Source organism: Mesorhizobium sp. WSM4884 (assembly GCF_029625675.1).
Lineage (GTDB): Bacteria > Pseudomonadota > Alphaproteobacteria > Rhizobiales > Rhizobiaceae > Mesorhizobium.
In genome coordinates this window covers 66,238-86,525 of the sequence record NZ_JARTVO010000011.1, presented here as the reverse complement: position 1 = coordinate 86,525, position 20,288 = coordinate 66,238, and the positions used below count along the sequence as shown (strand labels likewise).

The following is a 20,288-nucleotide window of genomic DNA, read 5'->3' as shown; positions in this document are numbered from 1 at the left end:
CCGTCGGGGCGCGCCACACTTTTAGAAGAAGCAGTAGCGGCCTCCGCATGCAATGGTGAAGACCCAGGGCATCGCTTCGGACAAAGGACAAATCGTCGATGTCGGCGCTGCCCCTCACCTGCCTGCCGGCATCCTCTCCCCGTATAGTGACGGGGAGAAAGAGGCTGGCCACAACGCTGGCGCATTTCCTGCCACGTTGGCGATTGGCGAAACCGGTGGTGAAAGCGTCCCTCTCCCCGTCACTATACGGGGAGAGGATGCCGGCAGGCAGGTGAGGGGCAGCGCAAACGCTGGCGAGGAATTCAAATCCTGAAGCAATCGCCTGGGAAGAACGAGAGCCAAGCTGGCATGCCAGCGAAATTCAAATGCGGGGACGTGCCTTGAGCACCAATGCCACTGCTGTCTACCCGCAACACGGTACAAACCAGCTGATGCAAAGCCGTATCCTGCCCTATCTGCTGACGCTCCCCAGCCTGCTGTTGGCGGCGGTGGTGATCTTCTGGCCGGTTTGGGATCTGGTGCAGATCTCGACGCATGACGTGAATCGCTTCGGCCAGCTGCGCGACTTCAGCGGCCTGGCCAATTTCTGGGCGCTCGCCGCCGATCCCGACTTCGTCGCAGCGCTTTGGCGCACGGGGCTATGGACCGTGCTGGTGGTCGGCGGCGCGCTGCTCTTGTCGATCCCGGTGGCAATCATCCTCAATACGGACTTCTACGGCCGCGGGCTGGCGCGCGTCATCATCATGCTGCCCTGGGCGGTATCGCTCACCATGACGGCGGTGGTCTGGCGCTGGGCGCTCAACGGCGAAAGCGGCATGCTGAATTCGGCGCTGATGAAGCTCGGCCTGATCAGCCAGAACATCCAGTGGCTGGCGAGCGCCGAGACGGCTTTCCCGATGCAGGTGCTGATCGGCATCCTGGTGACGGTGCCGTTCACCACCACGATCTTCCTCGGCGGCCTGTCGTCCATCCCCGACGATCTCTATGAGGCGGCGGCGCTCGAGGGCGCAACATCCTTTCAGCAGTTTCGCGAGATCACCTTTCCGCTCCTAAAGCCGTTCATCAACATCGCGATCGTCCTCAACACGATCTACGTCTTCAACTCCTTCCCGATCATCTGGGTGATGACGCAAGGCGGGCCGGCGAACTCGACCGACATACTGGTCACGCATCTCTACAAGCTCGCCTTCCGTATCGGCAAACTGGGCGAGGCCTCGGCGGTTTCGCTGGTGATGTTCGTGATTTTGCTCATATTCACCATGATCTATGTACGCCTCGCCATGCGGGAGCAGCGCGCATGAGGAACGGCAAGCTGAGACGCTCGATCATCGCCTGGCTGCTGCTTGCGCCCCTGATCGTGGTGACGATCTTTCCCTTCGCGGTGATGTTCCTCACCGCGGTCAAGCCACGGCCGGAAGTGCTCTCGCCCACCTGGTGGCCGAGTGAGTTCCACTGGTCGAACTTCGCCGACATGTGGGTGGCGACCGGCTTCGGCCAGGCGCTCGTCAACTCGCTTTATGTCTCGGCGCTGGCCACGGTCGGCGCCATCCTGATCTCGGTGCCGGCGGCCTACGCCATGTCGCGCTTCCGCTTTGCCGGCTATGGCGTCTTCCGCCAGTTCCTGCTGATCTCGCAGATGATCTCGCCGATCGTGCTGGTGCTCGGCCTGTTCCGGCTGATGGCGGCCTGGGGACTGGTCGAGAGCACGACGGCGCTGGGCTCTATCTACATGGCCTTCAACGTCGCCTTCACGGTGTGGATGCTGCAGAGCTATTTCGACACCATCCCGCGCGACCTCGAGGAGGCGGCCTGGATGGAGGGCGCCGGACGATGGCTGACGCTGCGAAAAGTGTTCCTGCCGCTCTGCCTGCCGGCGATCGCGGTCACCGCCATCTTCACCTTCATCAATGCCTGGAACGAGTTCGTGGTGGCGCTCACCATGCTGCGCAGCCAGGAAAGCTACACGCTGCCGATCCAGGTTTTCTCGCTGGTTGCCGGCCGCTATACGATCGAATGGCACCATGTCATGGCGGCCACGCTGCTCGCGACCTTGCCGGTGGCGATCCTATTCATCTGGCTGCAGCGCTACCTCGTCCGAGGCCTCGCGCTCGGGGCCGTCAAATAGCAATCCTAGCAATTCCAGGAAAAGTGCGCAGCGGTTTTCCGTTCGGAATTGCTAAAAACGAAGAGTCCTTACGGAGTTTTGATGCGCATCTTCACCGCCTCGCTGGCGACGGAAACCAACACCTTCTCGCCGGTGCCGACCGACCGGGCTTCGTTCGAAATGGCCTTCTATGCCGGTCCCGGCAAGCATCCGGAGACGCCGACGCTCTGCTCCTCGCCGATCGTGGCGCTGCGCAAGCGCGCGGCCAAGGAGAGGCTGACCGTCATCGAAGGCACCGCCACCTGGGCGGAGCCGGGTGGCCTGGTGCAGCGGCAGACCTATGAGGCGCTGCGCGACGAAATCCTCGATCAGCTCAAATCCGCCCTGCCGGTCGATGCCGTGATCCTCGGCCTGCATGGCGCGATGGTCGCGCAAGGCTATGACGACTGCGAAGGCGATCTGCTGGAGCGCGTGCGCGCCATCGTCGGGCCGAAGGTGGTGATCGCCTCGGAATTCGATCCGCACAGCCATCTGACGCCGAAGCGCGTCGCGGCTTGCGATGTCATGGCCTATTTCCTCGAATTCCCGCACACCGATTTCTACGAACGCGGCGAGCATGTCGTCGAGCTCGGCCTGGCGGCGGCGCGCGGCGAGATCAAGCCGGTGATCTCCACCTTCGACTGCCGCATGATCCAGGTGCTGCCGACGAGCCGCGAGCCGATGCGTTCGTTTGTCGACAAAATCAAAGCGCTGCACGGCAAGGACGGCGTGCTGTCGGTTTCGGTGGTCCACGGTTTCATGGCCGCCGACGTACCGGAGATGGGCACGCGCATCCTGGTCATCACCGATAACGACATGGCAAAGGGCGATCAGCTCGCCGAGACGCTGGGGCGCGAGCTCTATGCGCTCCGCGAGAAGACGGCGATGACGATGCTTTCCGCGTCCGCCGGCATCGAGCGGGCGCTTGCCGTGCGCGCGGAGCGCCAAGACAAGCCGGCGGTGATCGCCGACATCTGGGACAATCCGGGCGGCGGCGTGCCGGGCGACGGCACCATCGTGCTGCGCGAGCTGTTGGCGCGCGGCGTCGGCAAGGTCGGCGTCGCGACCATCTGGGATCCGATCGCGGTGACGTTCTGCCAGGCAGCGGGTGAGGGCGCCGTCATCGACCTGCGCTTCGGCGGCAAGGCCGGCCCCCAGGCCGGCGAGCCGATCGATGCGCGCGTCACGGTGCTGAAGGCGGTCGGCGAAGGCTGGCAGAGTTTCGGGCCGAGCCGGGTGACTTTAGGGCCGGCTGCCGTGGTACGCATCGAAGGCACCGAGGTCGACGTCATCCTCAACACCAACCGTACCCAGACCTTCGAGCCGGACATTTTTTCCAACATCGGCGTCGATCCGCTCAGCAAAGACATCCTGCTGGTCAAGTCGACCAACCATTTCTACGCTGGCTTCGCGCCGATCGCCGCCGAGGTCATCTATGTCGCCGCGCCGAGTTCTTATCCGAGCAATCCGGCGGTGACGGATTACAGGAAGCTCAAGCGGCCGATCTGGCCGAGGGTGGCTGATCCGTGGAAGGCTCCCCCTTCTCCCCCTGTGGGAGAAGGTGTCGCCGAAGGCGACGGATGAGGGGTGTTCCAGCGGAGTGAGACGCCGGCGTTCCCTGGAGCACCCCTCATCCGTCTCGGCGCTGCGCGCCGATCCACCTTCTCCCACAGGGGGAGGAGGGAAAAGGGCGCTACACCAATCCTCTTTTCACCATCATCGCTTCCGGCGACGGCATCTTGCCGCGAAAAGCCGTGTAGAGCTCTTCCGGATCCGTGGAGCCGCCGGCGGCGTAGATGTTCTTCTTCAGCCGTTCGGCCAGCTCCGGATTGAAGGGATCGCCCGTTTCCTCGAATGCCGAGAAGGCGTCGGCGTCGAGTACCTCCGACCACATGTAGGAATAATAGCCGGCTGAGTATCCGTCGCCGGCGAAGACATGGCCGAAATGCGGAGTGCGGTGGCGCATGGCGATGGTATCGGGCATATGCAGCTTCTCGAGCGTTTCGGCTTCGAAACGAAGCGGCTCGCCCGGCGCGTCCGACCGCGCGTGATAGGCCATGTCGATCAGCGCCGAGGCGGTGAACTCGACGGTGGCGAAGCCGGCGCCGAAGGTGCGGGCGGCGAGCATCTTGTCGAGCAGGTCCTTCGGCATCGGCTTGCCGGTCTTGACGTGCAGCGCGTGCTTTTCCAGCACCGCCGGCACTGTCAGCCAGTGCTCATAGAGCTGCGAAGGCAATTCGACGAAGTCGCGGCTGACCGAAGTGCCCGAGACCGACGGCCAGGTGACGTCGGTCAGCATGCCATGCAGCGCGTGGCCGAATTCGTGGAACAGCGTCTTCGCCTCATCGACCGACAGCAGCGCCTGCTCGCCGGCCGGCGGCTTGGCGAAATTCATGATGTTGTAGATGACGGGCTTGGCGCCCGACCCAAGCTTGTAGCCGGACTTCAGCGCGCTCATCCAGGCGCCGGAGCGCTTTGACGGCCGTGCGAAATAGTCGGCGAGGAAGAGGCCGCGCTCGCTGCCGTCGGCGTTCTTGACCACGAAAACGCGAGCGTCGGGATGCCAGGCGGCGATGCCCTTCTTTTCCTCGAAGCTGATGCCGAACAGCTTTGTGGCGACGTCGAAGCAGGCGTCGATGACACGATCGAGCTGCAGATAAGGTTTCAGCTCCGCCTCGTCGAAGGCAAATTTCTCGGCGCGCAGCTTTTCCTGGTAGAAGCGCCAATCCCAGGCGGCGAATTTCTCGTTGCTGCCGGCTTCGGCCGCCAGGCGCTCGAGCTCCTTCTGGTCGGCGGCCGCCTTCTCCAGCGCCTTTTCCCAAACCGGATCGAGCAGATCATGCACGGCCTTCGGAGTCTTCGCCATGGTGTCGTCGAGCTTCAGCGCGGCGTAGGATTCGTAGCCAAGCAGCTTCGCCTTTTCGGCGCGCAGCTTCAGCATGTCGCGCACCACGTCCGAGTTGTCGCTGGCGCCGCCATTCTGGCCGCGCATGATGAAGGCGCGGTAGGCTGCCTCGCGCAGGTCGCGACGCTCGGAGAAGGTCGAGAACGGCTCGTAGATCGAGCGCGACAGCGTCACCGCATAGCGGCCCTTCTGCCCGCGCATCTCGGCCGCCTCAGCCATTGCGCTCCTCAAAAAATCCGGCAGGCCGGTGAGGTCCGCCTCGTCGAGGTACAGCGCCCAGTCGCGCTCGTCGGCCAGCACGTTCTGCCCGAATTTGGTGCCGAGCGAGGAGAGTTCTTCGTTGATCGCCGCGAGCCGCTTCTTGCCATCCGCGTCCAGTTTCGCGCCCGACCGGACAAAGCCTTTCCAGGTCTTTTCCAGCACACGCAGCGTCTCGGGATCGAGCCCCAGACTGTCGCGGCGTTGGTAGAGGTCGTCGATGCGGGCGAACAATTTTTCGTTCATCGAGATCGCTGAGAAATGCCGCGACATCTTTGGCGAGATGTCGCGCTCCATCGCCTGGATGGTGTCGTTGGTGTGGGCGCCGGCGCGGCACCAGAAGATCGACGAGACATGGTCGAGCGGCTCGCCGGCGAGCTCGAGCGCTGCCAGCGTGTTTTCGACGGTCGGCGTCTCGCCGTTGCCGGCGATGGCGTCGATCTGCGCCTGATGCGCCTGCAGCGCCGCGTCGAAGACCGGGCCGAAATCGTTGTCGCCGATGCGGGAGAAATCCGGCAGGCCGAGCGGGCCTTGCCAAAAGGTCAGCGGATGGGCGGCGAGGTCGACGGTCTTTGCAGATGACATGAGCGATTCCGGTGGGCTGGATGAGGCGGGATGCCACGGATGTAGGGCGATGCCGCGCATCGCGCAACTCGGGTAGCCCCGGGATTCGCCTTAGGACTTTCGAGGGGTAAGGGATTCGCCGTTTCCTTGAAACGGTGAAACGCGCTGGTTCATCGCAAACGCTGGAGATTGGCTGAAGCCTCTCAACCTCGTCATCCACGGGCGGAGCGGGAGCGAAGCGGACGCGGAGACCCGAGGATCCATTCCGTGACTTTAGCCGAGGAATGCAGCGCAGCAGAATTCTGCGCCGTGGCAACGCCTCGACGTCACGGAATGGATCCTATGGTCTGCGCGCGTCGCTTCGCTCCTTGCTCCGCCATAGGATGACGATCGCGATGAGCGTTTCGGCCAATCGCCAAGGCATCTGCCAACGCAAACACTAATAGGCGCTACAGTCCTGCGCGACCGCCGTTTGGGTGCTGGCGGTGATGCGCCCGGCGACGACGGTGAAGGTTTCGCGCATCAACGTGTCGTTCTCGGGGAAGTCGTAGCAGGCAAGCACCGTCGTCTCACCGTTCTCGCTTTTCTCGATGCGGTGGCGGATCGCGGCGCCCGCGACCGCGTCCTGCCATTGATCGATCGAGTCGATGAATTCCTGCTTGTCCTGGAAGACGCCAAGGTCCTCGAGCGTCATGCGCGCGTCGTCGGCAAGCAGGGCCGACAATTCGGTGCGGTCGGCCGCCAGCAGCGCCGAATACCAGCGATCGATGATCGCGCCGTCGTCGGCGCGAGCGGCAAGGAGCGAGAACAGCAGCGCGACGGCGGCAAGGAGGGCGTGGCGAAAATGACGACGCATCCTCCGCCTCACTCCATTTCCAGCCGTTCGAAATCGCCGGTCTCCCTGTTCATCACCCAGAGCTCGCCGGTCGAGATGTCAAACCATGCGCCATGCAGGGTGAGCCTGCCCTTGCCCTCGAGGATCGAGACGCAGGGAAAGGTCCTGAGATTGGCGATCGAATAGCGGATCGAGATGCGCTCCAGCGCGGTCTGCCGCTCCGTCGCGGTCATCAGCGTGCTTGCGGCCACGGTTTCGGCCGCCGGCGCGATCAGGCTCATCCATTTGCCGATGAAATCGCCGGGCGAGAGCGGCGCCGAGTTGGTGTCGAGCGCGGCGCGGATGCCGCCGCAGCGGCCATGCCCCATCACCACGATGTTCTTCACCTTCAGGCTCTGCACGGCGAATTCGAGCGCGGCCGAGGTCGAATGGTACTCGCCGTCCGGCTCATAGGGCGGCACCAGATTGCCGACATTGCGCAGCACGAAGAGCTCGCCGGGCCCGGCATCGAAGATCGCTTCCGGCGCCGAGCGCGAATCGCAGCAGGCGACGATCATCGTCTCGGGCGTCTGGCCGTCGCGGGCCAGCGAGCGATAGCGGTCGCTTTCGGCGGGATAGCGGCCGCTCATGAAGTTGCGGTAGCCGGTCAGCAGATGTTCGGGGAGGTGAGGCATGGGCAGCTAGAGCCTTTCCGGGGGGTTGGAGGCGGCAGCGCGTTGCGATCGGAAAAGGCTCTAACGGCAAAAGCCGGTCGCGAGCAATGCCGAAATGCGGATGGCAGCGTCGCAATCGCATGCCGCCAAAAAGCCAAGCGGCCGATTTTGTTCAAGCCCAGATGGCGACGGGTATGCCGAAGCGATCGGTCAGCGGCGGATCGGGGGAAGGTCGCGCCTCGCCGCCGGCGATCCGTCCCGCGATCAGCATCATGGCCGCCGCGTCGAGGAAGTCGTCGCTGGCGGCGCCTCGCGGCGGCGCCTGGTCAAGGAAGCTCTTTTCGTAGCCATGCCGGCAAAGCAGCGCCTTGCGCTCCTCCATGCCGGCCGGATTGACGGCGCCCTTGATCTTCTTGGGCAGCATCATCGCCGCGCCGCCGTTGAGCCGGCAGAAAGCCACTTCGGGATGCGATTCGAAGATGCGGCTGCGCAAATCCGGCCACGCGATCAGCAAGGCATCGATCTCGCGGATTTTGGCAAAGATGCCAAAGGCCTGGATGGAGACGCCGCGCGGCGGATCGGAGGTCGCCATCGCCACCTCGCTTGCCCGCCGGTGCGCGGCATACCAGGCCTCGACGGTGGTGAAGTCGGCGGTGTCGGCATAGAGCGCTGCGCGCGAGGGGATGGCAAAGACGCTCGACTGCCGAGCACCCAGCAGCGGCCGCACCAGCGCTTCCGGTCCGCGACCGCCGCGGCTGGAAAAGTCCGGCAGGCCGATCGGCATGTCGACGGCGATCGTGGCATCGGGCAAGGCGTCGAGCAGCAGCTGGAACGTCGGGAACACCGCGACCGATGGCGAAGCACCTTGCTCGCGATGGACGGCGATCCAGCCGGCCTTGCAGCCGTCGACCCCGGCCAGAGCGCCTGGCGTCATGCCCGCTTGTCCCGCCCGGGATGGAGGAGATGCCGAAGCTGCACCATGGCCATCGGATGCGACAGGCTCTGCGCGTCGGTCTCGAGCTGAAGCTCGTCGCCGCCGCGTTTGGCCGTGCGCGCCAGGATCTCGTAGACGGCGGCCGTGGTCGACTGCAGCGCCTTGACCGGCGGCTGGCCGGAAAGGATGCGGGCGAGATAGACGGCGGCCGTCAGATCGCCCAGACCGTTCGGCGGCTTCTCGATCACGCGGTGCTCGGCAAGCAGGGCCTGGCTGCCGTCGAGCAGGAAATTGCCGGTGCCGCCCGCCATCATCGAGGGCGCCGAGGTGACCAGCATGGTGGAAGGGCCGGCGTGAAGGGCAGCCGCCATCACCGACTTGATGTCGGACAGCGGCGCGCCGGCCATCCATTCGAGCTCATAGCGGTTGGGCGTTGCGATGTCGGCGATCGGCATCAGTCTGTCGCGCAGCGCCACCGCCGTCGGCTCCGGCACGTAGAGCCCGCCGGAATCGCCCATGACAGGATCGCAGACATAGAGGGCGCCGGGGGTTTTGGCCTTGATGGCGGCGACCAGCGAGGCGACGGCCTCGGCCTGGCCGGCCTCACCAAGATAGCCTGACAGCACCGCTCTCACCTCGCCCAGCCATGGCGCGCGCTCGAGATCGGCCATCAGCGCCTTGAACTGGTCGAGCGGCGGCACGATGCGGGTGGCGCGGCTGTGGCCAGGGTGCCAAGGAAGGATGACGGTCGGCACCGCCCAGACCGGAAAGCCCAGCGTTTCCAATGCAAAGACCGCGGCGCGGTTGCCGACCGAGCCGCGGGCGACATGACTGGAGATGACGATGACCGCGCGCGGCGCGTCGGTTTTTTCAGCATTCATGGAGTTTGATTCCTAGCCACCCCGCGTGGCGACATACACCAGCCAGGCCAACAGCCCAATGGCGATGATGAGGCCGAGCGTTCGGCCAATGCGGGTGCCCCAAACTTCGATCGGATCGGAACGGTCGGCGTCCGCCGCAGTCACGTGGTCGCGCGCGTCCTTCGCGGTGCGGGCGACGAACGACGCGCCGCCCGGCGTCGTCTCGCGCGCCACACGTTCGAGGATGCGGCGCGATTCCTTCTCGTCGTCCCGGCGCTCGGCCATGGCAAATGTCCTTTCCGGCCGGGACCTTAGCCTGTTCGGGCCCGTATTCACAGGGGGCCGCGGCCGAACCAGGCGACAGCATGACCCAAGTCATTTTCTTGCACGCAGATTGTGGTAATGCTTCGCATGCAACTTTGATCCGAGGGGACCAATCATGTTCGCCGAGCGCCTTTCCCTGCCCTCCGCTTTCCGCAATTTGCCGGCCTTGCTGATGATGGCTTTCGCGCTGCCGCTGCTTGCCGGCTGCGGCTACAACACCATCCCGACGGCCGAGGAGAACGCCAGGGCGGCCTGGAGCGAGGTGCTGAACCAGTACCAGCGGCGCGCCGACCTGATCCCGAACCTGGTCGAGACGGTGAAGGGCTATGCCTCGCATGAGAAGGACACGCTCGACGCGGTCGTGGAGGCGCGCGCCAAGGCAACGCAGATCACGGTGACGCCGGACACGCTGAAGGATCCCGAAACCCTCAAGAAGTTCCAGGATGCGCAAGCCGGACTGACTGGCGCACTGTCGCGTCTGATCGCGGTGTCGGAGAACTATCCCGACCTCAAGGCCAATCAGAATTTCCTCGCGCTGCAGGCGCAGCTCGAAGGTACCGAGAACCGCATCGCGGTCGCCCGCCGCGACTACATCCAGGCGGTCAGGGACTACAATCTGACGCTGAGGACCTTCCCTTCAGTGCTGTGGGCGACCTTCTGGTTCCGCGGCAACGCGCCTTTCGCGAACTTCACCGTTGAGGAAGACAAGATGCAGGTGCCGAAGGTGGATTTCGGCACGAGCACGAAGCAGGGCGGGTGAGAGCGCTTTAGAATTTACCGAGTTGCAGGCCTTGTGTTCCTTCACACCCCCCTCTGTCCTGCCGGACATCTCCCCCGCAAGGGGGGAGATTGGCCGTGATCTCGGCCTTCGCCAGTCACCAACGTTGGTAGAGAGGCGCTTTGGACGAAGCTGCCAATCTCCCCCCTTGCGGGGGAGATGGCCGGCAGGCCAGAGGGGGGTGGGCCGGAACGCCTTCGTTGGCGTTTTACTCGTCCTTTTCCTCCTCCTCCCCCTCGCCGCATTCGCCGCCGAGCTGCCGCCACTCACCGGGCGCGTGGTCGACAATGCCGGAATCATCGATGCCGGCACACGCGCGGCGCTGACGCAAAAGCTCGCCGATTTCGAGAAGAAGGGTTCCGACCAGATCGTCGTCGCCACCATCCCGAGCCTCGCCGGCGAGGAGATCGAGCCTTACGCCAACCGGCTGTTCCGCTTCTGGAAGCTCGGCCAGGCCAAGGAGAACAATGGCGTTCTGCTGCTGGTCGCGCCGAACGACCGCAAGATGCGCATCGAGGTCGGCTATGGGCTCGAAGGCACGCTCACCGACCTGCACACCAAGCTGATCATCGAAAACGACATGGTGCCGGCCTTCCGCGCCGGCGATTTCTCCGGCGGCATCACCAGGGCCGTCGATGACATGATCATGGTGCTCGAGGGCAATCCGGAGGAGCTGGAAGCGCGCGGCAAGCGCAACGAGCAGGCGCCGTTCAACTCCGACGACCTGTTCTTCGCCGTCTTCATCACCATCTGGATGCTGATCTTCTTCGGCAGCATCGCGCTGACGGTGCTGCCGCCGATCTTCGGCCAGAAAATCGGCCCGGGGCGCTACCGCTGGCTCGGCATGACCTTCGAGCCGGGACGACGGTCGTCCTCCGGCGGCGGCGGTTGGTCGTCGGGCGGTGGAGGCTGGTCCTCCGGTGGCGGCGGTGGCGGCGGGTTTTCCGGCGGCGGTGGCTCGTCGGGCGGTGGCGGTTCGTCGGGAAGCTGGTGAGGGATCATGGCAACGCGACCGATCGACCGGCAGGACCATGACCGCATCGCCAATGCGATCCGCGCCGCCGAGGCAAAGACCGACGGTGAAATCTACTGCGTCATCGCCCATGCCAGTGACGGCTATTTCTTCGCGGCCGCTTTCCTGGCGACGATCGGCATGCTCGTCGCCAGCCTTGCCGTCGCTTACGGGCTGGAGGCGTGGTGGCTGACCATACGGCTGCCGCATTTCATTCTCACCCAGCTGCTGGCGCTGGCGTCCGTGCTTGCCTTGCTGCGGCTCTGGCCAGGCCTGCGCATCCATTTCGTGCCAAGACGGCTGCGCTACCAGGCGGCGCATGCCAATGCGCTGAGGCAGTTTCTCGCCCGCAACGTCCACCGCACCCAGGCACGGACGGGCGTACTTGTCTTCGTCTCCATCGCCGAGCGCTATGCCGAGGTGGTCGCCGACAGCGGCATCAATGCAAAGGTCGGCCAGCATGTCTGGGACGGTGTGGTGCGGGACCTGACGCGGCACGCCGGCGACGATCGTCTCGCCGACGGGTTCGTCAAGGCGATCGAATCAGTCGGCGCGGTGCTCGCCGAGCATTTCCCGGTCACCGAAGGCGACGTCAACGAGCTCGACGACCACCTCGTCGAAATCTGAGAGCCGGCCTGTAAACGCTATTCTGCCGGACGCGATTTTCCGCGCTTCCGGTGCCGGCAAGGTCGCCTGTGCGAAAAGCGCGGGCGCGACGGAGCGGACTCTTTGCAATCGACCGAAGCGGGTCTATGGTTAACAAATCATGAACACGCTGACGATCGACATCCGGAAAGCCGACCCTCGCGACGCCATCGCCATCGCGGAGGTGCATCAGGAGGCATGGCGCGGCGCCTATTCCGGCATCATCCCCTACCGGACGCTGACGGCCATGATCAATCGCCGCGGCCCCGACTGGTGGGCGAACGCAATTCGCCACGCGGCCACCGTGCTGGTGGTCGAGATCGGTGGCACGATCGCCGGCTATGCCACGATCGGCAAGAACCGCGCCAAGGAGCTGAGGCAGCAGGGCGAGATCTACGAGCTCTACCTACGCCCGGAATATCAAGGCATTGGGCTCGGCAGCCGGCTGTTCAAGGCGGCGCGCACGCGCCTTGCCGACCACGGCCTCAGGGGTCTGGTGGTGTGGGCGCTGGAAGACAATTACAACGCTTTAGCCTTCTATGCCGGCAATGGCGGCCGCGATATCGCCGAGGGCGTGGAAGTCTTCGAGCAGAAGGCGCTGAAGAAGGTCGCGTTCGTCTGGGAATGACGGGTACCGCCTGAAGCGCCGCGTCCGAAACGGATTCAGGCGACGCGCCCCAAGTCTCTGTTGGATGCATGTCTCCCAAAACCGCCGCGCGCCTCTGGGCGACATGCATCGGGTTACAATCCATTACAAAGTGTGCGCTTCCATCAGCGGTCAGCACCATTCGCCGCATTGCACCATGACGCGCGCCCCGCTATCGATCTCACAAGATTTTGAGAGGGATTGAGCCATGCGTATCGCAGCGATTGCCACCGGAAAGAACCCGCCCGAGGACATCAACGTCATCATCGAAGTGCCGATCGGCGGCGAGCCGATCAAGTACGAGATGGACAAGGAGGCCGGCACGCTGTTCGTCGACCGCTTCCTGCACACCTCGATGCGCTATCCCGGCAATTACGGCTTCGTACCGCACACGCTGTCGGGCGACGGCGACCCGATCGACGTCCTGGTCTGCAACACGCGCGCGCTGGTGCCGGGCTGCGTCATCAATGTGCGGCCGATCGGCGTGCTGATCATGGAGGACAATGCCGGCCAGGACGAGAAGGTGATCGCTGTGCCGTCGCCGAAGCTGACTTTGCGCTACGAGAACGTCACCGAATACACGCACCTGCCGGAAATCACCCGCCATCAGGTGCAGCACTTCTTCGAGCACTACAAGGACCTCGAACCCGGCAAATGGGTCAAGATCGAGGGCTGGCACGATTCCAAATATGCCAAGAAGATGATCGTCGATGCGATCGAACGGGCGAAGGCGGCGAAATAAGCCATTTTGTTTTGAGCTTGATCTTGCCCAAACCCGGGTCCCACTTTTTGGGATCAGGCTCTAGTTGTCCACCCGGCCGAAGTCCGGCACTTTGCCGATCACTTCGCGCTTGTCCTTGCCGCAGGTAAAACCCTTCGCCTTTTCGTCGGCGAGCTTGCGTGCCTGGTCGTTGGCCTGAGGATTGGCGGTGGCGAGCACCAGGCCGACGGTGCAGCCTTCATGCTCCTCCGGCTGTGCTACTTTCGCGACGACCAGCACCTCGGTCGGCTTGTTCTCGTCTTCGGGATTGCTGATCTCGCGTCGATGGATGACCGCGAAGGGCACGGCCTTGTCGCCATTGGTTTCGATCCGCCACTCGACCTTCGGGCCAGCGGTGTTGAGCCCGGAAAAACTCTCCCAGACAGCGGTCATGTCGTCGGAAGGAAAGCCGTAATAGACGGATTCGCGGGCGTCGTCGTAGCCGATCAGCACCGGATAGCCGCGATAGCCGGCGCAGACGAGGCTCGCCCAGTCACTGTCGCCTTCTTCCGACTGCGCGTAGGTCACGCAGTCCTTCTTCCAGTCGAGATCGGTATAGGCGCTGGAGATGTCGCCGGCATGGACCGCCTGGCAGAAACCGGCGAGGGCAAGCGGGACGAGAAGCGCGCGCATGGCTGACAACTCCGTTCGAGGTGCCGAAGCGTAGCGCCAATCATTATTTCTTCAAGCTGGCCTCGATCAGGAGATCGGCGTTGCGGGCGACCGATGCCGCCGGTCCGCCGAGGCCGAACAACTGGCCGCTGATATAGGCGCCCTCGATCAGGAGCAGCAGCCCGTCGCCGAGCGTGTCCGAGTCAGCCGCGCCAATCGCCGCGGCCATGGCGCGCAGGCGCCGGCGCAGTTCCTGCTTGTTGGCCTCGCTGACCACGCGCGCCGGATGGCCGTGCTCGGGATATTCGACCGCCGCATTGGTCATGCCGCAGCCGCGATAGTCCGGCCGCTGCGTGCGTTTGCCGACGCGGGTGAGGAAGGCGATGATCTGGGCGCGCGGATTGCCCGGATGCGCATCGACCGCTTCGTCGAAACGCTGCCAGAATTCGAGGTCGTATTGGCGCAGATAGGAAGCGGCGAGTTCGTCCTTCGACGGGAAGCTGCGGTAGAGGCTGGGCTTGGTGACGCCGGCACGCCTGACGATCTCGTCGACGCCGATCGCCCGGATGCCTTCGCGGTAGAACAGGTCGCGCGCCACGCCGAGGATCTTGTCGGCGGCCTTCGGCGCCGCGGCGGCGGGCACCTCGTTCGTCGACATTTCAATTTTATTGTCCGATGCCATTCAACAAACTCGCTTGACAATGTTACTGACCGGTACGTATGTATGACGCCATCCCATTGCAACGTACCGGTCAGTAACGTGATAGCCCAGTCCCGCCCGTTTGGCCAGCGCTACGCCTTCGTCGTCGTTGCGGTCATTTTTCTCTGCCTGCTGATCGCCGCCGGGCTTCGCTCCGCGCCCTCTGTCATGATGCTGCCGCTGGAGGCGAGCTTCGGCTGGCGTCGCGACGTGATCTCGATGGCTGCCGGCGTCGGCATCCTGCTTTATGGGCTGACCGGGCCGTTCGCCGCGGCGCTGATGGAGCGCATCGGGCTGCGCCGCACGCTGCTGGCCGCGCTGCTGATCATGTCGGGCTCGACCGCGCTCAGCCTGCTGATGGCCGAGCCATGGCATCTCTTCATCACCTGGGGCGTATTTTCCGGCATCGGCTCCGGCGCGGTGGCGAGCGTGCTCGGCGCCACCATCGTCAACCGCTGGTTCAAGACCAATCGCGGCCTGATGATGGGCGTGATGTCGGCATCGAGCGCCACCGGCATGCTGGTCTTCCTGCCGCTGATCGCCTCGCTGGCCCAGGCCGGTGGCTGGAAGCCGGTGGCGATTGCCGTTGCCGTTGCTACCGCTGCCCTGGTGCCGATCGTGTTCCTGCTGGTCCCGGAGCGCCCGGCCTCGATCGGCCAGGTCCGCTACGGCGCCGATGCGAACGACGTGCCACCGGTGTCGCCGGCGTCGCAAGGCAATTTCCTGACGCACACGCTCTCCACGCTGCGCCGAGCAGCGGGTACGAGGGTGTTCTGGTATCTCTTCGCCACCTTCTTCGTCTGCGGCTTCACCACCAACGGTCTCGTCGGCACGCATCTCATCGCCTTCTGCGGCGACATGGGCATCGGCGAGGTGCAGGCGGCCGGCCTGCTGTCGATGATGGGCATATTCGACCTGATCGGCACCACGCTGTCCGGCTGGCTCACCGACCGGTTCGACCCACGCAAGCTGCTCGGCGTCTATTACGCCGCGCGCGGCCTGTCGCTGATCTACCTGCCCTATTCCGGCTTCTCGGCGGTCAGCCTAATCATCTTCGCCGTGCTCTACGGGCTCGACTGGATCGCCACCGTGCCGCCCACGCTCCGCCTCGCCAACGAAGCCTTCGGCGACCGCAGCGGGCCGATCGTCTTCGGCTGGATCGTCGCCGGTCACCAGGTGGGCGCGGCGGCAGCGGCTGCCTTCGGCGGCACGATGCGGGAACTGCAGGGCAATTACGAGCTGGCGTTCCTGATCGCCGGCATGACCGGCATCGCCGCAGCCTGCATCTCGCTGCTGATCAACACCAGCCGGCCGGCATTCGATCCGGAGCCGCAGGCGGCTTGAGGTGCATCACCTTCTCCCACAAGGGGAGAAGGAAAGAGCGGTTCACTGTTATCAAAACTTCATGGTTCCGATATGCGCCTGAAACATTGAGGCTGGAGCTTGGCGGTCCCGTTCAACGCCATCCGGAGACAGCCATGAACAAGCTCTCGTTGACCCGCCGCGCTTTCGTCACCTCAGCCAGCGCCTTTGGCCTTGTCGGTGCCTCCGGTCTGACGCTGCCTTACTATTCGCGCGCCAATCAGCGGCCGGCCTTCACCCATGGCGTCCAGTCCGGCGATGTCGACGCCACCTCCGGCATGGTCTGGACCCGCACCGACCGCCCGGCGCGCGTGATGTATGAAGTGTCGACGACGGAGAGCTTCGCCGACGCAGTCAGGCTCGCGCCGCTCGATACCTCGCCCGCCAGCGACTACACGGTGAAGCGGCTGCTCACCGACCTCGCCGCCGACCAGGACATCTTCTACCGCATGACCGCTGCCGACCTTTCCGACGTCAACGCCGTCTCCGAGCCGATCGTCGGCCGCTTCCGCACCGCGCCGGCCTCGAAGCGCGACGTGCGCTTCGCCTGGTCGGGCGACACCGCCGGCCAGGGGTGGGGCATCGACGAGACCGGCATGAAGACCTATTCCACCATCGCCAAGCACACGCCGGACTTCTTCCTGCATTCGGGCGACACGATCTATGCCGACGGCGCCATGAAGGACGAGGTCGATCTGCCCGGCGGCGGCAAGTGGAGGAACGTCGTCATGATCGACGGCAAGCGCAAGGTCGCCGAGACGCTCGACGAGTATCGTGACCAGTGGAAGTACAACATGATGGACAAGCACGTGCTTGGCCTCTCCGCCATCTGTCCGACCTTCTACCAGTGGGACGACCACGAGGTGCTGAACAACTGGTCGGATTCGAAGAACCTGACCGCGGACGACCGTTACAAGGAAAAGTCGATCCACGTGCTGGCCGCGCGTGCCGCGCGCGCCTTCCACGAGATGACGACGATCCGCTACGAGCCGTCGGAGCCGGGCCGCGTCTACCGCAAGATCGCCTACGGGCCGCTGCTCGACGTCTTCTTCCTCGACATGCGCTCCTATCGCGGCCCGAACGGCCCGGACCTGGAGGAAACGCTGACGCCGAAGTCGCGCATGCTTGGCGAGCAGCAGACCAAGTGGCTGAAGCGCGAGCTGGCGAACTCCAAGGCGACCTGGAAGATCATCGCCGCCGACATGCCGCTCAGCCTCGTCGTGTGGGACGACGCGGCGAAAAAGGTCGGCTTCGAAGCCGTCAGCAATCACGACAATGGCGCGCCGAAGGGCCGCGAGCTCGAGTTCGCCGACCTGCTGCGCTACATCAAGAACGCCGGCATCACCAACACCGTGTGGCTCACCGCCGATGTCCACTACACTGCGGCGCACTACTACAATCCGGACAAGGCGCAGTTCCAGGACTTCAATCCGTTCTGGGAGTTCGTCTCAGGCCCGATCCACGCCGGCACCTTCGGCCCCAACGAGCTCGACATGACTTTCGGCCCCGAGTTGAAGTTCATCAAGGCGCCGACCGCCGAGCAGGGCCAGAACCTGCCGCCTTCGGCGGGGCTACAGTTCTTCGGCCTGGTCGATATTTCCGGCGCCACCGAGCAGCTCACCGTGCGGCTGATGGATCGCGACGACAACGAGCTCTACAAGGTCACGCTCGACCCGGTGCGATCGGCGTAGGAAGCGACGCTGCCACCTTGGTTCGTCATCCTTGGGCGGAGCGACGCGCAGCGGAGCGCAGACCCAAGGATCCATGCCATGATGCCAAAGCGTCGCGGCGGTCCAGAACTGATTCCACAGTGTCGAGATCAGAGTTGGTCAGAACGGGTGACCGGAGGTTGTTCTGTGCCGTTTGGGCTCTTGAGCCAGGTCACGGCATGGATCCCAGGGTCTCCGCGACGGAGCTTCGCTCCTGCTTCGCCCAGGGATGACGACGGCACTTGCCGTCGTCAATCCGGATAGCAGGTCGCGGGAACGTTGGGCCATACCGCCGCGTCGCAGTTCGCTGCTTTCTGCCGCTGCTTGAAGGCGGCGCTGACCGGGCCGGTGACGATCGGGTCGACGCCGTCGGGGGCGTCGGCGAACATCTGCTCGGCCGTCCGCGTGTCGGACGAGCGCACCGGGTTGGCTTGCTTGAGGGCTGCCGCCGACTGTGCCGCGCCAGCCGCAATCAGCACGCCGAGCGCCGCCCAAGCGAAAACGGGACGCAATCTGGACATCTGATCGGTCATGAACATCGAACTGCCCGGCCCCTCAAAGGTTCCGCCTTGGTTAACAGAATCATTTCACACCAAGACGTTTAAGAATCAGTGACCATGTATTTGGGGCGGGGCCTCCCCTTTCGCAATTGCGAAAAACCTTGTATGAGCCGCGCAACCGAAAAAGGCGGCGCTTTTGGGCCTGCTGCCTGCAACGCTCCCGAGACCAGACAAATGAACCTCCGCAATATCGCGATCATCGCGCATGTCGACCATGGGAAAACCACCCTCGTCGATCAGCTCCTGAAACAGTCCGGCGCCTTCCGCGACAACCAGCGCGTCGCCGAGCGCGCCATGGATTCCAACGACCTCGAAAAGGAACGCGGCATCACCATCCTTGCCAAGGCGACCTCGGTCGACTGGAAGGGTACCCGCATCAACATCGTCGACACGCCCGGACACGCCGATTTCGGCGGTGAGGTCGAGCGCATCCTGTCGATGGTGGATTCGGCGATCGTGCTCGTCGATGCCGCCGAGGGCCCGATGCCGCAGACCAAATTCGTCGTCGGCAAGGCGCTCAAGGTCGGCCTGCGCCCGATCGTCGTCATCAACAAGATCGACCGCCCGGACGCCCGCCACATCGAGGTGGTCAACGAGGTGTTCGACCTCTTCGCCGCGCTCGACGCCACCGACGAGCAGCTCGATTTCCCGATCCTCTACGGTTCCGGCCGCGACGGCTGGGTTTCTGAAAACCCGGAAGGTCCGAAGGATCAGGGTCTGGCGCCGCTCTTCGACCTCGTCGTCAAGCACGTGCCGGCGCCGACCGTGCATCCCGGCCCGTTCCGCATGATCGGCACCATTCTGGAAGCCAACCCGTTCCTCGGCCGCATCATCACCGGCCGCATCGAGTCCGGCTCGCTGAAGCCCAACCAGGCGGTCAAGGTGCTGCACCATGACGGCACGCAGATCGAGACCGGACGTATCTCGAAAATCCTCGCCTTTCGCGGCCTCGAGCGCCAGCCGATCGAGGAAGCGCAGGCAGGCGACATCGTGGCGATCGCCGGTCTGTCGAAGGGCACCGTCGCCGACACTTTCTGCGACCCGAGCGTGACCGAGCCGCTGCACGCGCAGCCTATCGATCCGCCGACGGTGACGATGTCCTTCCTCGTCAACGACAGCCCGCTTGCCGGCACCGAGGGCGACAAGGTGACAAGCCGCGTCATCCGCGACCGGCTGCTGCGCGAGGCCGAAGGCAATGTCGCGCTCAAGATCGAGGAATCGGCGGAGAAGGATTCCTTCTTCGTTTCCGGCCGCGGCGAATTGCAGCTTGCGGTGCTGATCGAGACGATGCGCCGCGAAGGGTTCGAGATCGCTGTGTCGCGGCCGCGCGTCGTCATGCAGAAAGGTGACGACGGGCAGTTGCTCGAGCCGGTCGAGGAAGTCGTCATCGACGTCGACGAGGAGCATGCCGGCGTCGTCGTGCAAAAAATGTCGGAGCGCAAGGCGGAGATGGTCGAGCTCCGTCCTTCCGGCGGCAACCGTCAGCGCCTGGTCTTCCATGCGCCCACCCGCGGCCTGATAGGCTACCAGTCTGAGCTGCTGACCGACACGCGCGGCACCGCCGTGATGAACCGGCTGTTCTACGCTTACGAGCCCTATAAGGGCGAATTGCCCGGCCGCACCAACGGCGTGCTGATCTCCAACGAGCAGGGCGAGTCGGTCGCCTATGCGATGTGGAACCTGGAGGACCGCGGCCCGATGATCATCGATCCGGGCGTCAAGGTCTATCAGGGCATGATCATCGGCATCCATAGCCGCGACAACGACCTCGAAGTGAACGTGCTGAAGGGCAAGAAGCTCACCAACATTCGCGCCGCCGGCAAGGACGAGGCGGTGAAGCTGACGCCGCCGGTCCGCATGACGCTGGAGCGGGCGCTGGCCTGGATCCAGGACGACGAGCTGGTCGAGGTGACACCGAAGACCATCCGCCTGCGCAAGCTCTATCTCGACCCGAACGAGCGCAAGCGCTTCGAGAAGGCGACCAAGGTGATGGGCGCGGCGTAAGCCTTTTTCTCAGGCAGTCATTGG

Annotated in this window: 20 protein-coding genes; 11 read left to right on the top strand and 9 right to left on the bottom strand. The window is 64.4% G+C overall.

All coding sequences use genetic code 11. The features are described from left to right. Nucleotides 1–431 precede the first annotated feature (431 nt). From P9236_RS18625 to P9236_RS18615, 3 genes are all read left to right on the top strand, one after another. Nucleotides 432–1,301: a sugar ABC transporter permease gene (locus tag P9236_RS18625; RefSeq protein ID WP_278076043.1), complete on the top strand. Its 870-nt coding sequence runs from the start codon at nt 432–434 to the stop codon at nt 1,299–1,301. Then, on the top strand, nt 1,298–2,125 hold the full coding sequence (locus P9236_RS18620; protein ID WP_278075950.1) for a carbohydrate ABC transporter permease: 828 nt from the start codon (nt 1,298–1,300) through the stop codon (nt 2,123–2,125). Before P9236_RS18625 ends, P9236_RS18620 begins: the two co-directional genes overlap by 4 nt. Before the next feature lie 81 nt (nt 2,126–2,206). Further along, the gene (locus P9236_RS18615; protein ID WP_278075949.1) at nt 2,207–3,727 is read left to right on the top strand and encodes a M81 family metallopeptidase; all 1,521 of its coding nucleotides are present in this window, start codon (nt 2,207–2,209) and stop codon (nt 3,725–3,727) included. A 109-nt stretch (nt 3,728–3,836) separates the two neighbouring features. Here the strand turns inward: P9236_RS18615 and P9236_RS18610 are convergent, their stop codons facing one another. The 6 genes from P9236_RS18610 to P9236_RS18585 all read right to left on the bottom strand — a co-directional run bounded on the left by P9236_RS18610 (nt 3,837) and on the right by P9236_RS18585 (nt 9,437). Further along, nucleotides 3,837–5,891: a M3 family metallopeptidase gene (locus tag P9236_RS18610; RefSeq protein WP_278075948.1), complete on the bottom strand. Its 2,055-nt coding sequence runs from the start codon at nt 5,889–5,891 to the stop codon at nt 3,837–3,839. Between the two features lie 418 nt (nt 5,892–6,309). After that, nucleotides 6,310–6,726 (bottom strand): DUF4440 domain-containing protein, encoded by a 417-nt coding sequence (locus P9236_RS18605; protein ID WP_278075947.1) that lies wholly within the window; start codon nt 6,724–6,726, stop codon nt 6,310–6,312. Between the two features lie 8 nt (nt 6,727–6,734). Next, a complete protein-coding gene (locus P9236_RS18600; protein ID WP_278075946.1) occupies nt 6,735–7,379 on the bottom strand; it encodes a carbonic anhydrase in 645 nt (214 codons plus the stop codon). Nucleotides 7,380–7,530: 151 nt separating this feature from the next. After that, entirely contained in the window at nt 7,531–8,292 is a 762-nt protein-coding gene (locus tag P9236_RS18595; protein WP_278075945.1) for a DUF429 domain-containing protein, read from the bottom strand. Beyond that, entirely contained in the window at nt 8,289–9,173 is an 885-nt protein-coding gene (pdxY, locus tag P9236_RS18590; protein ID WP_278075944.1) for a pyridoxal kinase PdxY, read from the bottom strand. The genes P9236_RS18595 and pdxY overlap by 4 nt, the downstream gene beginning before the upstream one ends. Before the next feature lie 12 nt (nt 9,174–9,185). Continuing rightward, on the bottom strand, nt 9,186–9,437 hold the full coding sequence (locus tag P9236_RS18585) for a hypothetical protein (RefSeq protein WP_278075943.1): 252 nt from the start codon (nt 9,435–9,437) through the stop codon (nt 9,186–9,188). 154 nt (nt 9,438–9,591) lie between these two features. Here P9236_RS18585 and P9236_RS18580 point away from each other — a divergent pair, with 154 nt between their 5' ends. The 5 genes from P9236_RS18580 (at nt 9,592) to ppa (ending at nt 13,299) form a co-directional block, all read left to right on the top strand. After that, the gene (locus P9236_RS18580; protein WP_278075942.1) at nt 9,592–10,236 is read left to right on the top strand and encodes a LemA family protein; all 645 of its coding nucleotides are present in this window, start codon (nt 9,592–9,594) and stop codon (nt 10,234–10,236) included. A 199-nt stretch (nt 10,237–10,435) separates the two neighbouring features. Beyond that, nucleotides 10,436–11,248 carry a YgcG family protein gene (locus P9236_RS18575; RefSeq protein ID WP_278075941.1) on the top strand — a complete coding sequence of 271 codons (813 nt, stop codon included), beginning with the start codon at nt 10,436–10,438 and terminating at the stop codon, nt 11,246–11,248. A 6-nt stretch (nt 11,249–11,254) separates the two neighbouring features. Next, a complete protein-coding gene (locus P9236_RS18570) occupies nt 11,255–11,893 on the top strand; it encodes a TPM domain-containing protein (protein ID WP_278075940.1) in 639 nt (212 codons plus the stop codon). A 139-nt stretch (nt 11,894–12,032) separates the two neighbouring features. After that, nucleotides 12,033–12,539, top strand: coding sequence for a GNAT family N-acetyltransferase (locus tag P9236_RS18565; protein ID WP_278075939.1), 507 nt, complete (start codon nt 12,033–12,035; stop codon nt 12,537–12,539). A 226-nt stretch (nt 12,540–12,765) separates the two neighbouring features. Next, the gene (ppa, locus tag P9236_RS18560; RefSeq protein WP_278075938.1) at nt 12,766–13,299 is read left to right on the top strand and encodes an inorganic diphosphatase; all 534 of its coding nucleotides are present in this window, start codon (nt 12,766–12,768) and stop codon (nt 13,297–13,299) included. Nucleotides 13,300–13,359: 60 nt separating this feature from the next. Here ppa and P9236_RS18555 read toward each other — a convergent pair whose 3' ends face one another. Next, nucleotides 13,360–13,950, bottom strand: a complete 591-nt coding sequence (locus P9236_RS18555; protein ID WP_278075937.1) for a hypothetical protein — start codon at nt 13,948–13,950, stop codon at nt 13,360–13,362. A 43-nt stretch (nt 13,951–13,993) separates the two neighbouring features. Continuing rightward, nucleotides 13,994–14,611 carry a TetR/AcrR family transcriptional regulator gene (locus tag P9236_RS18550; protein WP_278075936.1) on the bottom strand — a complete coding sequence of 206 codons (618 nt, stop codon included), beginning with the start codon at nt 14,609–14,611 and terminating at the stop codon, nt 13,994–13,996. Nucleotides 14,612–14,689: 78 nt separating this feature from the next. Here P9236_RS18550 and P9236_RS18545 point away from each other — a divergent pair, with 78 nt between their 5' ends. Further along, entirely contained in the window at nt 14,690–15,973 is a 1,284-nt protein-coding gene (locus P9236_RS18545) for an MFS transporter (RefSeq protein WP_278075935.1), read from the top strand. A gap of 134 nt (nt 15,974–16,107) precedes the next feature. After that, entirely contained in the window at nt 16,108–17,682 is a 1,575-nt protein-coding gene (locus P9236_RS18540) for an alkaline phosphatase (RefSeq protein WP_278075934.1), read from the top strand. Between the two features lie 269 nt (nt 17,683–17,951). On the opposite strand, the gene P9236_RS18535 is transcribed toward P9236_RS18540, so the two are convergent. After that, nucleotides 17,952–18,221 (bottom strand): hypothetical protein, encoded by a 270-nt coding sequence (locus P9236_RS18535; protein ID WP_278075933.1) that lies wholly within the window; start codon nt 18,219–18,221, stop codon nt 17,952–17,954. A gap of 213 nt (nt 18,222–18,434) precedes the next feature. Between P9236_RS18535 and typA the strand changes: the two genes are divergently transcribed. Then, nucleotides 18,435–20,264: a translational GTPase TypA gene (gene typA, locus P9236_RS18530; RefSeq protein WP_278075932.1), complete on the top strand. Its 1,830-nt coding sequence runs from the start codon at nt 18,435–18,437 to the stop codon at nt 20,262–20,264. Nucleotides 20,265–20,288 lie beyond the last annotated feature (24 nt).

Bases quoted from the DNA above. Each gene is read 5' to 3' on its own strand.
- P9236_RS18625 (WP_278076043.1), top strand. From the start codon at position 432: ATGCAAAGCCGTATCCTGCCCTATCTGCTGACGCTCCCCAGCCTGCTG.
- P9236_RS18620 (WP_278075950.1), top strand. From the start codon at position 1,298: ATGAGGAACGGCAAGCTGAGACGCTCGATCATCGCCTGGCTGCTGCTT.
- P9236_RS18615 (WP_278075949.1), top strand. From the start codon at position 2,207: ATGCGCATCTTCACCGCCTCGCTGGCGACGGAAACCAACACCTTCTCG.
- P9236_RS18610 (WP_278075948.1), bottom strand. From the start codon at position 5,891: ATGTCATCTGCAAAGACCGTCGACCTCGCCGCCCATCCGCTGACCTTT.
- P9236_RS18605 (WP_278075947.1), bottom strand. From the start codon at position 6,726: ATGCGTCGTCATTTTCGCCACGCCCTCCTTGCCGCCGTCGCGCTGCTG.
- P9236_RS18600 (WP_278075946.1), bottom strand. From the start codon at position 7,379: ATGCCTCACCTCCCCGAACATCTGCTGACCGGCTACCGCAACTTCATG.
- P9236_RS18595 (WP_278075945.1), bottom strand. From the start codon at position 8,292: ATGACGCCAGGCGCTCTGGCCGGGGTCGACGGCTGCAAGGCCGGCTGG.
- pdxY (WP_278075944.1), bottom strand. From the start codon at position 9,173: ATGAATGCTGAAAAAACCGACGCGCCGCGCGCGGTCATCGTCATCTCC.
- P9236_RS18585 (WP_278075943.1), bottom strand. From the start codon at position 9,437: ATGGCCGAGCGCCGGGACGACGAGAAGGAATCGCGCCGCATCCTCGAA.
- P9236_RS18580 (WP_278075942.1), top strand. From the start codon at position 9,592: ATGTTCGCCGAGCGCCTTTCCCTGCCCTCCGCTTTCCGCAATTTGCCG.
- P9236_RS18570 (WP_278075940.1), top strand. From the start codon at position 11,255: ATGGCAACGCGACCGATCGACCGGCAGGACCATGACCGCATCGCCAAT.
- P9236_RS18565 (WP_278075939.1), top strand. From the start codon at position 12,033: ATGAACACGCTGACGATCGACATCCGGAAAGCCGACCCTCGCGACGCC.
- ppa (WP_278075938.1), top strand. From the start codon at position 12,766: ATGCGTATCGCAGCGATTGCCACCGGAAAGAACCCGCCCGAGGACATC.
- P9236_RS18555 (WP_278075937.1), bottom strand. From the start codon at position 13,950: ATGCGCGCGCTTCTCGTCCCGCTTGCCCTCGCCGGTTTCTGCCAGGCG.
- P9236_RS18550 (WP_278075936.1), bottom strand. From the start codon at position 14,611: ATGGCATCGGACAATAAAATTGAAATGTCGACGAACGAGGTGCCCGCC.
- P9236_RS18540 (WP_278075934.1), top strand. From the start codon at position 16,108: ATGAACAAGCTCTCGTTGACCCGCCGCGCTTTCGTCACCTCAGCCAGC.
- P9236_RS18535 (WP_278075933.1), bottom strand. From the start codon at position 18,221: ATGTCCAGATTGCGTCCCGTTTTCGCTTGGGCGGCGCTCGGCGTGCTG.
- typA (WP_278075932.1), top strand. From the start codon at position 18,435: ATGAACCTCCGCAATATCGCGATCATCGCGCATGTCGACCATGGGAAA.